A 16,907-nucleotide genomic window follows, 5' to 3' on the forward strand; every position below is an offset into this window, starting at 1 on the left:
CAAGGGCATTCCTTTTCTGTTGCACGGAATTATTAAAGCCATTAATTGTTAGCGCTTTCAAATAAACGGAGGAGGCTGCAGCATAATGAAATGGAAGGGATATGCAACAAAAAAACTACGCAGGAAGCTGGGCGTATTCGCGCTTTGCTTGACGATGTTAGCCAGTTACATACCGGCGGTTCAAGCGTCAACAACACCGATTGGAGATCCGGATAAGAGCTTGGATGGACACTGGGCTTCAGCGCAGGTCAGCAGATGGTCGTCGAAAGGGCTTGTCAGCAGTTACCCGGACGGACAATTCAAACCGGATAAGTCGATTACTCGCGCAGAGTTCGTCAAGCTTGTGAATACACTATTCGGATTTCATACCAAAGGGAAAGAAGGGGCACCCGGATTTACCGATGTGGGGGACAAAGCCTGGTATGGGGAGCAGGTCGACATTGGCCGTCAAGCTGGCTATATTGCCGGATATCCGGACGGCACCTTTAAACCGGATCAGGCAATTGCAAGACAAGAAGCGGCATCGATTGCCGCTGGCCTCTTCCATGTGAAGACGGCCGGGGAAGCATTGAGCGGTTTTGGAGATAGCGCTAAGGTGGCTTCTTTTGCCCGCGAAGCGCTCGCAGGTCTTGTGTCCGGCGGTTATTTGAAGGGTTTCGCCGATGGTACGATTCGGCCGCAGCAGCCGATTACAAGGGCAGAAGCCGTGGTGCTCTTCGATCGTTTGGCAGGAGAGATTTATAGCGAAAAGGGCAAGTTCGGCGACAAAGCGACTACATTGGCAAGTGCGATCATTAATACGACAGACGTTACGCTGGAACATGCAACGATTAATGGCGGACTGATTCTTGCTCCAGGCATTGGCGAAGGCGATGTGACGCTTAAGGGAGTTCAGGCGAAGGGCACCGTTTATGTGAATGGCGGCGGTGTGAACAGCGTACATGTTATTGATTCCAATGTGAACCATATCGTCATTCATCGAACGGACGGTCCAGTACGTGTCGTATTTTCAGGGGATTCCCGTGCGGGTACGCTTGATATCGAGACGAATGCCATTATCGAAGCTGGCAGTGACTCAGATATCGGAGAGGTGCATAACGAATCGGGGTCTGCGACCTTTAACGGAGAATCATTGAAAGCTGGCGAGAGATTTGAAGTGAAGCAAGGCGTACCGGTTCGCAATCAGCAAGGAGGCTCGGGATCAGGCGGTTCGGGCACAGGTTCGACTCCAAGCCCGAGTGCAACTCCGACGGCAACCCCGAGTCCAAGCCCTAGTCAACAGGATTGGGAGCTTGTCTGGAGCGATGAGTTTGACCGTTCGGGCAGCAATCTGGACAGCAACGGCGTCGATTTGGACAAATGGGGCTACCAGCTTGGTACGGGCTCACAATATGGCCTGGACGGCTGGGGCAATCAGGAGCAGCAATATTACCGCTCCGAAAACATGTCAGTTGAAGACGGCAAGCTCGTCATTACCGCTAAAAAAGATGGTTATGGCGGCAAAGACTACACGTCGGGCAGAATTTATACACAGCCGACCTTTACGAAGGCGTATGGAAAATTTGAAGCGAAAATATCGATGCCGGTCGGCAACGGGTTGTGGCCAGCGTTCTGGATGATGCCAGCGGAAAGCGAATACGGCGTCTGGGCAACTTCGGGCGAGCTGGACATTATGGAAGCAAAAGGACGTCTTCCTGGCGAGGTTGGCGGAACGATTCATTACGGCAGACCTTGGCCGGGCAATAAGAGTACAGGAGCGACCTATCATTTTAAAGAGGGTAAAAACATTTCCGAGGAGCATGTATACGGCGTTGAATGGGAGCCTGGCGAGATTCGCTGGTACGTAGACGGCGAAGTCTATCAGACGCTGAACAATTGGGATGGTACGGGTCTGGATAAGCCCGCGAAGTATGCGTACCCTGCACCTTTCGATAAGCCTTTTTATATGATTCTGAATTTGGCGGTAGGCGGCACCTTCGATAATGTCGCCGTTGATGATTCCAAAATTCCGGCGCAGATGAAGGTTGACTATGTTCGTGTCTATGAGAAAGGCACGCCATATCTCAATCCGACCCAGGAGCCGGTCGTGGAGAAAGAGCCGCTCCCGCAGCCTCATAAAGAGGCGATTGACGGCAATTATGTACATGACGTGGCCTATAATGAGCCATTCAGTATTGTAGCGAGCGCGGGTGATCAGCTGAATACAGTGCATTGGAATTTTGTCCATATGCCTGATTTCAACGGAAACGGGACCGTATCGGTCGATACAGTGAACGGACAGCGATTTGCCAAGGCTGATATTAGCGCAAGCGGCAGTGCGGCGCATTCGGTACAGCTCATTCAGAACGTGACCGTTGGCAAAGGCAGATGGTATAAGTTAAGCTTTGATGCTAAATCTTCGACGAACCGTCCGATCTCGGCAAAAATTGGCGGCGGCGAGAACCGCTCATGGACGACGTACTCCGATAGCATCAGCTTTAATCTCACGACTGAGCTGCAGCGCTATGATATGACGTTCCGCATGACGGAAAACTCGGATGCGTTAGCGCGGCTTGAGTTCAACTTGGGGCTGAACACGAATCCAGTGTGGATCGGCGGGGTTAAGCTGGAGGAAATCGAACCTCTAGATCCTTTCAACGAGCTGCTGCCGAAAGAGCCGCTGGCAGGCAACTACATTTATAACGGCACCTTCGATCTGGGCCGGATGGATCGGATGACGTATTGGAATTTCGATGTGCAGGGCGGAGCATCCGCTGCAGCGTCAGTTGATCCTGCAGCCCGGGAGCTGCTCGCCACAATTACAAATGGCGGCACTTCGGCCGAAGCGATTGCTTTGTCGCAGTCAGGTCTTAAACTGCAAGCGGACAACAATTATAAAATGACATTCAAAGGAAGCGCGGATGCGAATAGAACAATTGCCGTAGCTATCCGCAAGGCAGACGGTACGGATGTGGTTGAGCCGATCCCTGTTTCTTTAACGCCAACAGCGTCTGAACATGAAGTGTTGTTCACGGTCAGCGATGCGAGCGACAACAACGGTAAAGTCATCTTCTTGCTGGGCGGCAATGATGCAAATGTCCGGCTCGATGATATCGCCATGTTCAACCTTACAGCCGCTGAGGCTGAGCTGCCGCTTACCGAGCAGTTTCCGGTGAAGAACGGCGACTTCTCAAACGGTAAGACAGGGTGGACGGATTTTGTTCTCGGGCGTTACGAGAATAACAGCTCCAGCGCCAACTTTACGACATCCAACGACGGGATGCGGATTGCGATTGCGAATGAAGGCACCGCAGACTTCAACGTCATGCTGATGCAGAATGATTTCCAGCTTCGCGAAGGCAAAACGTATGTTGTGACGGTTAAGGCAAAGTCGAGCGTGGATAGAGAGACGGAAATCGTCATCGATGACGCTTCCTATACCAAATATATCTCGAAGAAAGTCCAGCTCACGAACGATTACCAGACCTTCACTTACGAGTTTAAGCCAAACTCGGACGTACTCGCTTCGTTCAAGCTGCTGCTGGGTAAACTGGGCGGCGCAAATGCGCTCGGCGCGCATGACGTATACGTGGAGCAAGTACGTGTGGAACAGAAGGGGGCGCGTGAAAAAGCGTTCCTGCTTCAAAACGGTACTTTCACAGACGGTTTCGAGCATTGGGGCAAGCACGTACAAGGCGATTATGACGGTGATTCACGGGCTGTCATTGCTGCAGCTGGAGGGGCACTCAAGGCTGCAATTGCCAATACAGGAGCCAATCCATGGGATATTCAATTGTCGCAAAGCGGCCTTGAGCTGAAATCAGGCAAAACCTATCTCGTAACCTTTGATGCGCGGTCGACATTGGCCCGGCAAATCGAAGTAATAGCTGAGAATGGCGTCTACCATCGTTATTTGAATCAGCCGGTTCGGATTGAAGAGACGACGAATAGCTATACATTCGAGTTCACGATGCCGCAGGATGATACGGCAGCTTTGAAATTTTTACTAGGCCAGCCGCAAGAAGCAGAAGAGAAAATTTCAGCAGCGCATGACTTGTTTATCGATAATGTCCGCTTCGAGCTGAAAGGAGCGAAGGAAGCAGCAGGCGAGAAGGCCGCAACAGCCAATCAAATTAGACTTGCTGCTCCTCCTGTCCTGCTGGAGGATGCCGACGGCAATTCCATCGGCGAGACCATTGCCGTAACGTTCACGAACAATGCGGCTTCGCAAGCATGGCTCGCCGCACTCACTGCAGTGAAGATCAATGGAGCTATAGTTGATAGCGCAAGTTATACGACAAGTCCCGGAAAAATCGAGTTTTTACCGGCTGTTTTTCCAAGTGCAGGCGACTATAACATCGCAATCAGCGCTGCGGGGTATGAGCTTGCTTCTGTACGGCAGCATATAGAGGCTGAGAAGATGTGGAGCCTTACTTGGTCAGATGAATTCGACAATTACGATCCATCCGCAACTGTGGATACAAATGGCGTTAATTTGGACAAATGGGGCTATCAGCTTGGCACAGGCTCGCAATATGGCCTTAGTGACTGGGGGAACGGAGAGCTGCAATATTATCGTCCAGAGAACCTGAAGGTGGAGGACGGAAAACTGACGATTGCAGCGCGCAAAGAAAACTTTGGCGGCAAAGGGTACACGTCAGGCCGGCTATGGACGCAGCCAACGTTTACGCAAGCCTATGGCAAATTCGAAGCGAGAATGAAGCTGCCGGAAGGTCAGGGCTTATGGCCTGCATTCTGGATGATGCCTGCGGACAGTGAGTATGGCGGCTGGGCGTCGTCGGGCGAGCTCGATATTATGGAAGCGAGAGGAAGATTGCCGGAGGAGGTCGGCGGCACGATCCACTTTGGCAAAGGTGCTCCGAACAATCGCAGCACCGGCAAAGCTTTCATTTTCCCGAATGACGGGAAAATTTCGGACTTCCATACTTACGGTGTGGAGTGGGAGCCAGGGGAGATTCGCTGGTATGTCGACGGAGAAGTCTATCAGACCGTCAACAACTGGCATAGCTGGGGCGCAGATCAGCCTGATAAGTATGCGTTCCCTGCTCCTTTCGACAAGCCATTCTACATGATATTGAACCTTGCAGTTGGCGGCGTCTATGACGGCAACAGGCTGCCTGATGATTCAAAGATTCCTGGTGAGATGGTGGTCGACTATGTCCGCGCTTATGAGCTGACGGGCAGACCTTACAAAACGCCGGTTGAGCCGTCCTTAGACAAAGAGCCGATGCCGGCCGATGCGAAGCTGCCAATTGACGGCAACTATATCTATGATCCTGCCTTTGCGAAAGGCTTGAAGGATATTGATACGGCGGATAAACCGCTGGACAGCTTGTATTGGAACTTTCTTCATACGCCAGCCTTTGGCGGAGCCGGCTCGGCTTCGGTAGACGGGGGCTTTGCGAAAGTGGATATTACGAGCGGCGGCAATGCCACCCATGCGCTCCAGCTCATTCAATACGCGACGCTGGTTAAAGGGCATATGTATAAGCTTAGCTTTGATGCGAAAGCGTCGGGCGACCGCAGCATTAGCGTCAAGCTGGGGGGCGACGAGGACAACGGCTGGGGAGCGTATACGGACAATTATAATGTTCCGTTAACGTCCACTGCCGGACATTATGAGTACCGCTTCCAGATGACGGCAGATACCGACTCTACTGCTCGTCTGGAGTTTAACCTGGGCGGCAATACGAGATCGGTCTGGATCGGCAATGTGAAGGTCGAAGAGGTCGATGCGCTCGTAGATTTAGACGGAGCGAAAGCACCGATGGGGAACGGCGAGCATGTATACAACGGCAGCTTTGACCTTGGCACGATGGATCGGATGAACTATTGGATCCTAGAGGGTGCAGACGGTTTTGTTGACGCTTCGCGCAGACAGCTGGAAGTATTTATTCCGAGCGGCGGTGCAGATGCAAATGCAGTTAAGCTGCGGCAGAAAGGCATTAATTTGCAGCAGAGTGACACGTATGAGCTGACGTTCTGGGCGAGCGCTCCTTCTGCAAGAACGCTGAACGTTGAGCTGAGAAGCAAAGACGGCTCCTCAGTCTATGCCTCGGAGACGGATATTGCGATTGGAACGACGCTGACGAAGCATACGGTTTCATTCGATATGGAAGATGGCGTAACCGATCTCGAAAGCCAGTTGATTTTCCTGCTTGGCGGTCAAGCGGGCACGATCGTACTGGATCAGATTAGTCTGATCCGGTTAACGGATCGCAACGTCGATTTTAGCGGCATCGATCTTTACCCGATTCAGAACGGTGACTTCTTCGACGGATTGAATCATTGGGAGATGTACACAGAGGGAGCAGCAAGCTATTCTGCTGCTGCTGGAGAAGCCAGCATTCAAATATCGAATACAGGCGCCAATACGTACTCCGTAATGCTTAGCCAATCGGGTCTGAAGCTCAAAGAAGGATTGAATTACGAGCTTTCGTTTGATGCTAAGTCAACAGTAGCTCGAGATATTCTGCTTACGCTGGAGAATGCGGGTTATCAGCGCTACGCATCAAGCTCCTTTTCGATAGGAGCTGGCGTTTCGCACTACACCTTGAAGTTCAGAATGCCGGCCGACGATACACTGGCTTTGAAGTTCCAGCTTGGAAAAACTTCAAACAGTCCTGCTGGCGCTCATACAATTACCATCGATAACGTGGTGCTGAAGGTGAGAAATGCGCCGCTGCTCCAAGCTCCTACTATTGTAGCGGATCAGACGGACAATAAGGCAGGCAATGCGATTACGATCGCATATGCGGGCAACAGCAACTGGCAGCAAGCGGTGACTGGCATTGAGGTTGACGGTACGGCATTGTCACTGGGAGATTACGAGACTGGTCAGAATGCGATTGTCATTCATTCCAGCGTGTTTAGCCGCGACGGCAATTACGAGATTCATGTGAAAGCAACGGGATATGTGGATGCTGTCGTTCGTCAATTGATCTTTTCATCAGACGGCAATCTGATCTTGAACGGCGATATGTCGGGTGGCAAGTCTGCTTGGGAATATTGGACGGAAAATGCCGATTATTCGGAGTATACCGTTGAGGATGAGAAGGCTCGTCTCGATATTCACTATCATGGGGGCATCCATCCGGAGTGGAATGTGCCCGTTAGCTGGTCGACGCAATTTATGCAATCGGGCATTAAGCTGGAAGCGGGCAAGGCGTATGAATTCAGCTTCCGTGCCTGGTCCTCTGTTGACCGCCCAATCGAGGTAGAGCTGACTGGCTATAACAACGGGGAAAAGGCAGCATTCAGCTTAACGGGGGACTCATCAGTGGTGCATAAGAAAACGCTGATCCCTCAGGCAAATACGACATTGACGATCAAGTATTTGCTTGGAAACGTCATTATCGGTGATCAAAGCGTACCAAGCGGCAGCCATACGATTTATATCGATGATGTCGTTTTGAAGGAAGTGCCGGCTGGTCCGGCCATTGGAGCGGATACGACAGACAACAAAATCGGTCAGAATATTGAATTGACCTTTACCGATCAGCCGGCATGGCGGGGAGCCATCACAGCAATTACCGTCGATGGCATCGCGGTTGATCCGGGCAAACGAGTCATCGAGCCTGGCAAAATTACATTGGATGCTTCCCTGTTCACAGCAGTGAAGAACTATTCGATCGTTATTAAAGCGAACGGATACGCTAATACCGAAATTACGCAGCCGATTAAGACGAATGCCAGCAATGTAGCGCTTAACAAAACGGCAACGGCTTCCTCTAATTTACAACCGGCAAGCAATGCGGTTGACGGCCGGGGAGAAGGGCCAGGAGGCACCCGCTGGGAGAGCGCAACGTCTGACAATCAGTGGATTGCCGTCGATCTAGGCCGGTTGTATGCGCTGCAGAGCGTCGTTCTAAGCTGGGAAGGCGCTTTCGGTAAAACGTATAAAGTCCAAACTTCTGTCGCAGCTCAGCCTGGAGAGGGAGATTGGACGGACGCGTATTCGGAAACGAATGGCAACGGCGGACTGGACACCATTCCGTTAACAGTAGCAGAAGCAAGACATGTCCGGATTCTCGGACAGACGAGAGGCACAATCTACGGCTACTCGCTATGGGAGCTGGAGGTGTATGGAACGCCAGTTGGCGCACCAGATCCGGAGCTGCTTGTTCCTCCGGCAGTAGCTGCCGACACAACGGACAACAAGCTGGGAAGGCCAATTGAGCTGACCTTTACTGCAAATGCTGCATGGGAAGCTGCCATTACTAGAGTACGATTAAACGGAGCTCAGCTATCTGCGGGCGCAGATTACAGCATTGCTTCGGGTAAGATCACGTTATCTGCCAATCGGTTTAACCAATCAGGCAGCTTTACGGTTACGATTGAGGCTGATGGCTATCGGGCCGCTGAGGTCGTACAGGTCATAGCGGCTGAAATCAATCTGGCGCTGCACAAAGCAGTGACGGCATCCAGCAGCAATACGAATTTCGATCCGAACGTGATGACGGATGGAAATCATCAATCACGCTGGGAAGCGAAGTGGGAGGACAATCAAGGAACGCCGATGAATCCGGAGTGGATTGTCGTTGATTTGGGAGCCGTTCAGTCCCTGTCGAAGCTGGTTCTCGTATGGGAGGCGGCTTACGGCAAGACCTTCGCCATTCAAGTTGCACAGCCGGGTGACGATATTTCACGGGAAAGCACGGCGTGGCAGACTGTTGCGACAGTAAGCAGAGAGCTGCAGGCTGAAGCGAGAACGGAAACGATCGCTTTGAATGAAGGAAGCTCGGGGCGTTATATCCGTATCTATATAACGGAAAAAGGATTTGCTCCATATGGTCCATCCTTGTATGAGATTGAAGCTTACTCGTAAAACCAAAGAAACGCGCGCCGAATCCGGCGCGCGTTATTTGTATGGAGACGAATACAGCGAAGGGAAGAAAAGTTATGCACATGTGGACAGATGTGCCGCAACTCGCTCATTCCCGGTATTGTTTTGCACATGTGCATAGAATATGAATGCAAAGCGCCTTGAAACCCCGAATTCGGGACAAAGCTGCCCCGTTACCCCCAGATTGACCCTGATTTATGAACAGATGTGAATAAGGAGGGCTTTACAGTCTAGCCAATGCATAATCGGCTGCGGCAATTGTCGCAGCAATATCTTCTTGGGTATGGGCGATTGTTAAAAACCACGCTTCGTATTTCGAAGGCGCAAGATTGACGCCCTGATCCAGCATGAGCTTGAAGAAGCGCCCGAATAGCTCGCCATCCGTGTCCTGCGCCTGATCATAGTTCGTCACAGGATGGTCGCAGAAATGTGCCGAGAACGAGCCGCGAATGCGGTTGATCGTCAGCGGTATGCCGTGCCGGGATGCCGAAGCTGCGAGGCCATCTGCCAAATCAGACGCAAGCCGGTCCATTCGCTCATAAATGCCTTGCTCTTGCAGCACCTCCAGGCAGGCGATGCCAGAGGAGATCGATGCAGGATTGCCCGCCATCGTCCCAGCCTGGTAGGCGGGGCCGAGCGGAGCTACCTGCTCCATAATATGTTTCTTGCCGCCGTAAGCGCCAATAGGCAAGCCGCCGCCGATGACTTTGCCAAGTGCGGTCAAGTCCGGTTCAATCGCAGCGAAATCAGGGAATGCAGCGAAGGTTTGCGCTGTGCCGTAATGGAAACGGAAGGCGGTAATGACTTCATCGTAAATGACAAGTGCGCCAGCCTCACGGGTCAAGCGGCATAAGCCTTCGAGGAATCCGGGCTCCGGCATGACCATGCCGAAATTGCCGACGATCGGTTCAACCATAACAGCTGCCGTCTCGTCGCCCCAGCGCTCCAATGCGATCTTGAGCGAATCCAGATCGTTGAAGGGCACGGTAATGACCTCTTGTGCGATGCTGGTTGGAATGCCGGCGCTGTCGGGAATGCCAAGCGTCGAAGGGCCGGATCCTGCGGCGACAAGCACAAGATCGGAGTGGCCGTGGTAGCAGCCTGCGAACTTGATAATTTTATTGCGCTTCGTAAAGGCGCGGGCGACGCGGATCGTCGTCATTACCGCTTCCGTACCGGAGTTGACGAAGCGTACTTTGTCGAGCGAGGGAATGGCTTCCTTCAGCATGCGCGCAAGCTTGATTTCAAGCTCTGTTGGCGTGCCATAAAGGACGCCGTTTTGTGCGGCGCGAATGATCGCTTCCGTAATATGAGGATGGGCATGTCCTGTAATAATAGGACCGTAAGCAGCCAGATAATCGATGTACCGATTATCGTCGACATCCCAGAAATAAGCGCCTTCTGCCCGTTTCATAAATACCGGTGCACCGCCGCCTACCGCTTTGAACGAGCGGGAGGGGCTGTTAACACCTCCGACGATGTGCTCTAGCGCCTCCTTGTACAAGGTTTCGGATGTTGTGCGTTGCATAGCCATATCGATAAATCCTCCTTTGGGAATGTTGGATATTGCCCGGCAAAAACGGCTTCATTCCCGATATGGAATGAAGCCGTTTCAAGCCATTATACGTTATTTCGCGTCGTTAGTTAGCAGTTGTTGTGCCGCTGTTCGTGCTGCCGCCTTCGGCATCTGGTGAAGGAGAAGGTGTCGCTTGCGTTTCGTCTTCAGCCAGCTTCTCCTGCACGTAGGTAAGCAGGTTATCTTTGTTTTTGACAGCCAGCACGGATGCGCCGCCAACGTTCTCGTCAGCGATCATATCCATTGGAGGAACCTGTGCGGTACCCGCTACATGGCTCTCTACGCCAAGCTGTCCCAGCTTGAGCATATCGCTTACTTCCAAGTTTGTCTCAATGTAAGGAGAGACGCTTTGCAGTATTTTTTGCATTTTCAAAATGTTCCAAGTCGATTGAAGCTCCTTCGCCACCGCCTGCAGCAAGTTGCGCTGACGTTCGGTACGGGTGAAGTCGCTCATCGCGTCGTGGCGGAAACGGACGTATTGGAGCGCTTTGTCGCCGTCCAGCAGCTGATAGCCGGCTTTCAAATCGATGTCGTACTTGTTTTTATCCGCTTTATCGGTATAGTGCATATTTTTCTCTACTTCGAAGTTAACGCCGCCAATCGTATCGATCAGTGCTTTGAATCCTTCGAAATCGGTATACACATAATATTGAATGTCTAGGCCTAACAAGTCGCCTACGGTCTTCATGGCGAGCTGCGGTCCTCCGAGCGTAATGGCGGTATTGATCCGGCCTTTGCCGCGTCCATCAATGTCGACATAAGTGTCGCGTAGAACGGAGAATAGATGAGCCTTTTTCGTAACGGGATCAAACGATGCCACCAGTATAGAGTCGGAACGCGGTACTTCATTCTTTTCTAAGCCGCGTGCATCGCCGCCGAGCAACAGAATGTTTACACGTTCTTTGCCTTCCCACTTAGGAGTAGTCACCGTCGGATTGTCTTCAAACTGTCCGAAACGGGATTCTTCCTTCGGTTTGCTGAAGCCATCCAGTTGTTTATATATACCGGATCCCCAGACTATTGCCCCAGTAACGACAAGAGCAAGAACGACCAGAATACCGGTAAGGATCCATATCCATGGACTCCTTTTCTTTTTTGGCTCTTTTTTGCGCATGATGGTACAAGTGCTCCTTTCAGCATGTAAACCTAATATGTGGTTTGTGGTCTTGCCGTTTACGCTTCGCAATATCTAATGTAATATTACATATCATAAAATTATAAAGCGGAACGTCATACGGAATCAAGTTTTATCATTTACAATGGGAATATCTCGCAATTTCCCGGGAAATGTCGACCGTTCCAAACGGAGAGGGGTTAAGAAGCAATATGCTGGCCATAGATGTAAAAGACTTAAGAAAGCAATTTAAAGTGCAAAAAAACCGCGAAGGGCTGTCCGGCGCACTGAAGGATTTATTTAAAAGGGAGTACAATGAGGTTCGCGCCGTCAAAGATATTTCATTCCAAATTCCGCAAGGCGAAATTTGCGGCTATATCGGAGAAAATGGGGCAGGCAAATCGACAACGATCAAAATGCTCACCGGCATTCTCGTACCGACTTCCGGAGATATTCGGGTTAACGGTTATATTCCGTATAAGGATCGTGAAAAATTCGTCGGCAATATCGGCGTCGTCTTCGGTCAACGCTCGCAGCTGTGGTGGGATATCGGCGTGATTGAATCGTTCCGGCTGCTTCGCAAAGTATACGGCGTTTCCGAACAGGACTTCCGCAGACGTCTTGATCAGCTGGTCGAACGGCTTGATCTGGGTGACCTGCTTAACCGGCCGGTCCGGAAATTGAGCCTTGGTCAACGGATGCGCTGCGAGCTTGTTGCTTCGCTGCTGCATAATCCATCGATTTTGTTTTTGGACGAGCCAACTATCGGTCTGGATATAGTCGTCAAAACGGCGATTCGCGAATTTCTTCAAGAATTGAACCGTGAGGAAGGCACCACGATACTGCTGACGACGCATGATTTGCAAGATATCGAAGCGTTGTGCTCGCGGGTCATCATGCTGGACGACGGCCGGATTATTTATGACGGCGGATTGGACGAGCTTAAGAACAGATGGAGCAGAGGCCGCGAAATTCAGTTCCAATTCACGTCGCACACGCCGCTGGCGAAATTGGAGCAACTGACCGCTGGTCTTGGCGTCACTTGGAAGCAGGAAAGCGACCTAAACGCGACGATGTGGCTGCCGCATACGACGAATGTATCCGATGCGCTTTCCATCGTAACGGGAGGCACGGCTATTCGTGATATTAAAATCATCGAGACGAACACCGACGAGATCGTCCGCGAAATTTACCGCTCGGGTTCGGCGTCCGCATCGGCTGCCGCTACGCTGCTTCGCGAAGAGGAGCCGGCTTTACGATGATGAGCGCTTATATTGATTTTATCCGCATCCGGTTTCTAACGATGCTCGCTTACCGCGTTAACTATTATAGCGGCATCATTATTTACGCCATTAACATTGGCGCTTATTACTTCCTGTGGAAGGCCATATTTGGCGATGCTGAAGTGCTGCAAGGATTTACACTGGCGCAGATGACGACTTACGTGGCGGTCTCCTGGATGGCTCGCGCCTTCTACTTCAACAATCTGGATCGTGAGATTGCCAATGAAATTCGTGACGGGAGTGTAGCGACGCAGTTGATTCGCCCGTATTCCTATTTGCTGGTCAAAATGATGCAGGGCTTTGGCGAAGGCTTGTTCCGCATGCTGCTATTTATGGTGCCGGGCATGCTTATCGTCTGCTTTATTTTCCCGGTCCGGCTGCCGACCGATCCGCTTACTTGGGCAGTGTATCTCGTCATGCTGCTGTTCAGCTTCCTAATCAATTCGCAGATCAATATATTGACCGGGTTATTCGCCTTCTTCGTGGAAAACAACGAGGGCATGATGCGAATGAAGCGCGTAATGGTCGATCTGTTCTCAGGCGTACTCATTCCGATCGCGTTTTTCCCGGGCTGGTTAAGTGCGATCATGCAGTGGCTGCCATTCCAGGCGATCACGTATTTGCCAAGCGCAGTGTTCACCGGCCGGACGCCGCTTAATGAGGCTTACGGAGCTATCGGCTTGCAAATCGTATGGTTTGTTCTGCTGCTCTTGCCAATCTGGTTCGTATGGCGGGCGGCGCGCAAGCGGCTGTTCGTGCAAGGAGGATAACTGAAAATGAGATATGCAGTTTTACTGTGGGAATATATTAAAAACTATGCCAAAACAAGGCTGACCTATCGTGCCGACTTCTGGATTGAAGTGTTGTCGGACTTAATGTTCCAAGGCATGAACTTGTTCTTCATTCTTATCGTATTCCAGCACACGCCGTCACTCGGCGGCTGGACGGAGGCTGAGGTTGTATTCGTATACGGCTTCTTCATGATTCCTTACGGATTGTTCACGACTTTCTTCAACATGTGGAATTTCAGCGAGCGGTATATCGTAAAAGGGGAGATGGACCGGATTCTGACTCGTCCAGCACATAACCTGTTTCAGGTGCTGCTCGAAAACGTCGATCCACCTTCCTTGATCGGCTCCGCAGTTGGTGCCATTATTATGGCGGTCTGTTGGAATGATCTCGGCCTTGCTTTCCATGCGTACGACCTGCTCATGCTGCTGTTGTTCGTTATAGGAGCGGTGCTGGTGTACGGCGGGATCTATACAGCATTGTCCGCGTTGTCCTTTTTCTCAGATGCGCCAACGGGCATCGTGCCGCTCATTTACAACATTCAAAACTACGGCCGTTACCCGGTCAACATTTATAACAAAACCATCCGTTTTATTCTGACATGGGTGCTGCCGTTCGCATTTGTCGGGGTTATTCCAGCCTCGTACTTCCTGGATAAGAAGTCGGATGACATCTCGCAGCTGGCGCTGCTGACACCTGTCGTTGGAATCGTATTTTTTATTTTGGGGCTGTCATTGTGGAATTACGGCGTCAAGCGGTACCGCGGCGCAGGATCATAGAGGTTGGATGCCCGGTTTCTTAATAGAAGGTTGCAGGGGACAGCAACTAATTGCATTAAAGGCGCGTTACAGTTAAGGAGAGATGAAGCATGGCAACGAGTAAAGCGAAGGCGGAGATTGGACGTAAAGCTCCGAATTTTTCGCTGGAGGCTTCCAGCGGCGAGCAGGTCAAGTTAAGCGACTATATCGGAAAAAAGGTTATCGTCTACTTTTATCCGAAGGATGCGACGACGGCCTGCACCCAAGAGGCATGTGATTTTCGCGACGCTTATGAGGCGCTAGCCGGACATGGCGCGGTCGTGCTTGGTATCAGTCCTGACCCGATCAAATCACATCAGCGGTTTATAGAGAAGCAGGAGCTGCCTTTCCTGCTCTTGTCCGACCCGGAGCATAAGGTGTGTGAGCTTTACGGCGTCTGGCAGTTGAAAAAGCTTTATGGCAGAGAATATATGGGAATCGTTCGTTCTACCTTTCTGATCGACGAGAAGGGGAAGCTCATAGCAGAGTGGCGCAATCTGAAAGTGAAAGGGCATGTGCAGAAGGTGCTGGAGACGCTGCAGGGGTAGGCATGAGGTGAAGGGCTGGTAGTGCAGCCTAGAGACCGTAGTAGACGAAGCATGCGGAACTGTGGGAGTAGGGCTAAGCAACGCTGAGAAAGCGCTGGGGAGCTAGGCATAGCTAGGCAGGCGGAGAAAGAGCTAGAGAGCTGGCAGCTAAGCATGCGGAGAAAGAGCTAGGCGCATAGCAGGCCAATGCAGGGGCATTGGCTGCTCGTTAGCAGCATCGATTCGCGTTTACCACACGGCTCACGACGCTCTGAAAGCTTGTTAGCATTCATGGACGAACGGTATCCCTTTTTTACGGAGGGAGCAACAGGGACTTGAATATGAAAAAGCATCTGAATGTGAAGAAGATCGCAATTACGATGATGGCGGCTGCTATAGTCATGACTGGTTTTGGCGGAGCCTCAGGTGGTATGCAGGGGCCGTCTGTCGCTTATGCGGCATCGGTACCTGCTCAACCGGGTGCTATGACTAAAGCTGTTGTTACGATAGACGGCAAAGCGGTGAATTGGATCGGCCAGCCTTTCGTGCAAAACGGTACGACGATGGTTCCGCTTCGGGAGGCTTCGGTTTCGCTTGGCGGCAGCATCGCTTGGAATCAGGCTGTCCAGACGGTGACGATCCGGTTGAATGGAGACGTTATTACTCAGCGATCCGGCGATTCATTTTTTCTGGTGAATGGCGTTCGCTTTAATATTTCCGGTCCATCACGAGTTGTAAAAGGCAGCTTAATGGTGCCGCTGCGCGGACTGATGGAAGCGATGAAAGCTTCGCTTCAGTTATCGCAAACGGCTGGAACGACTTCGATTACGATCACAACAGACAAAGTGACGGTAATACCGAAGGCATTTGGCGAACTGGACAGCTATTTGAAGTTGAATTCGTATTCGGGCATGGCGCTTGTGGCGAAGGATGGCAAAGTGCTCATGCGCAAAGGGTATGGCCTCGCGGGCGAGGGTAAGCTGAACAGACCGGATATGAAGACGAGGATTGCGTCAATTACGAAGTCTTTTACGGCGGCATCTATTATGCAATTGATTGAAGCGGGCAAGCTGAGTCTGGATGATCCGATCTCGAAGCTCGTCTCCGGCATACCAAGCGGCGATAAAATTACGATACATATGCTGTTGTCGCATACATCAGGATTGCCTTCGGAATTTACACGCAAGGACGGTACTACGATCGAGCAGACCGTAAATGAAATCCGGACGAAAAAGCTGGATTTCGAGCCGGGCACCGACTACAAATACAGCAATTGCGGCTATGTGCTGCTGGCGTATGTTGTCGAGAAGCTCTCAGGCATGAGCTACGCTGATTATGTGCAGACCAATATGCTGCAGGCAGCGGGCATGACGCATTCCGGTACGGCTACGGCTAAGACGCCTACCAATGACGGTTATGTGCTGAGTAAAGGAGCATGGGTAAAAGCGCCTTACTACGTCTCCCAATCGGGTACGGGAACCTTATATTCAACTGTGGACGATCTCGTGAAATGGGACAGCCTGCTGCATTCCGGCAGCCTGCTTAGCGATTCATCGCTTGAGGCGATGTATACGCCGCATTCGCAGAAGGGCTACGGCTATGGCTGGATTGTACGGGAGACGCCGGAAGGCAAAACCGTATTCCACAACGGCAGCGGCAGCGGCTTCTCCACGGGTATGTCCCGGAACTTGGAAAATGGCGTGACCGTCATTTTGCTGGGCAATCATGCGGGCATCGATACCGCGCTGATGATGGAAAAACTGCAGACGCTGGCGGCGTCTGCGATAAGAGTTTAGAGCGCCTCCCTAGGTTGGCGCTCTGATAGGGAGCTCCAAAGTCGTTATTCGACTTTGGGGCTTTTTTTTGTTGGAGGCGGGTGAACGGCTCAAACTTCAAACTTCAAACCTCAAACCTCAAACCTCAAACCTCAAACCTCAAACCTCAAACCTCAAACCTCAAACCTCAAACCTCAAACC

The 16,907-nt window shown here is 51.5% G+C and carries 8 protein-coding genes; 6 read left to right on the top strand and 2 right to left on the bottom strand.

Annotated features, from left to right (window positions below; translation table 11 throughout):
• Nucleotides 1–85 precede the first annotated feature (85 nt).
• Complete coding sequence (locus IEX98_RS19360) at nucleotides 86–8,827, top strand: hemoblobin-interacting domain-containing protein (protein ID WP_188890850.1); 8,742 nt, start codon at nucleotides 86–88, stop codon at nucleotides 8,825–8,827.
• Nucleotides 8,828–9,068: 241 nt separating this feature from the next.
• Here IEX98_RS19360 and IEX98_RS19365 read toward each other — a convergent pair whose 3' ends face one another.
• Both IEX98_RS19365 and IEX98_RS19370 read right to left on the bottom strand, forming a co-directional pair.
• The gene (locus tag IEX98_RS19365) at nucleotides 9,069–10,379 is read right to left on the bottom strand and encodes a glutamate-1-semialdehyde 2,1-aminomutase (protein WP_188890851.1); all 1,311 of its coding nucleotides are present in this window, start codon (nucleotides 10,377–10,379) and stop codon (nucleotides 9,069–9,071) included.
• Nucleotides 10,380–10,485: 106 nt separating this feature from the next.
• Nucleotides 10,486–11,535, bottom strand: a complete 1,050-nt coding sequence (locus IEX98_RS19370) for an LCP family protein (RefSeq protein WP_188890852.1) — start codon at nucleotides 11,533–11,535, stop codon at nucleotides 10,486–10,488.
• A gap of 212 nt (nucleotides 11,536–11,747) precedes the next feature.
• Here IEX98_RS19370 and IEX98_RS19375 point away from each other — a divergent pair, with 212 nt between their 5' ends.
• The 5 genes from IEX98_RS19375 (at nucleotide 11,748) to IEX98_RS19395 (ending at nucleotide 16,727) form a co-directional block, all read left to right on the top strand.
• Entirely contained in the window at nucleotides 11,748–12,797 is a 1,050-nt protein-coding gene (locus IEX98_RS19375; protein WP_188890853.1) for an ABC transporter ATP-binding protein, read from the top strand.
• Nucleotides 12,794–13,588 (top strand): ABC transporter permease, encoded by a 795-nt coding sequence (locus IEX98_RS19380; RefSeq protein ID WP_188890854.1) that lies wholly within the window; start codon nucleotides 12,794–12,796, stop codon nucleotides 13,586–13,588. The genes IEX98_RS19375 and IEX98_RS19380 overlap by 4 nt, the downstream gene beginning before the upstream one ends.
• Before the next feature lie 6 nt (nucleotides 13,589–13,594).
• The gene (locus tag IEX98_RS19385; protein ID WP_188890855.1) at nucleotides 13,595–14,386 is read left to right on the top strand and encodes an ABC transporter permease; all 792 of its coding nucleotides are present in this window, start codon (nucleotides 13,595–13,597) and stop codon (nucleotides 14,384–14,386) included.
• Between the two features lie 89 nt (nucleotides 14,387–14,475).
• Nucleotides 14,476–14,952 carry a thioredoxin-dependent thiol peroxidase gene (gene bcp / locus IEX98_RS19390; RefSeq protein WP_188890856.1) on the top strand — a complete coding sequence of 159 codons (477 nt, stop codon included), beginning with the start codon at nucleotides 14,476–14,478 and terminating at the stop codon, nucleotides 14,950–14,952.
• 320 nt (nucleotides 14,953–15,272) lie between these two features.
• Nucleotides 15,273–16,727, top strand: a complete 1,455-nt coding sequence (locus IEX98_RS19395; protein ID WP_229692290.1) for a serine hydrolase — start codon at nucleotides 15,273–15,275, stop codon at nucleotides 16,725–16,727.
• Nucleotides 16,728–16,907: the final 180 nt, after the last annotated feature.

The sequence above is a fragment of the Paenibacillus radicis (ex Gao et al. 2016) genome, from assembly GCF_014641555.1.
GTDB classification, from domain to species: domain Bacteria; phylum Bacillota; class Bacilli; order Paenibacillales; family Paenibacillaceae; genus Pristimantibacillus; species Pristimantibacillus radicis.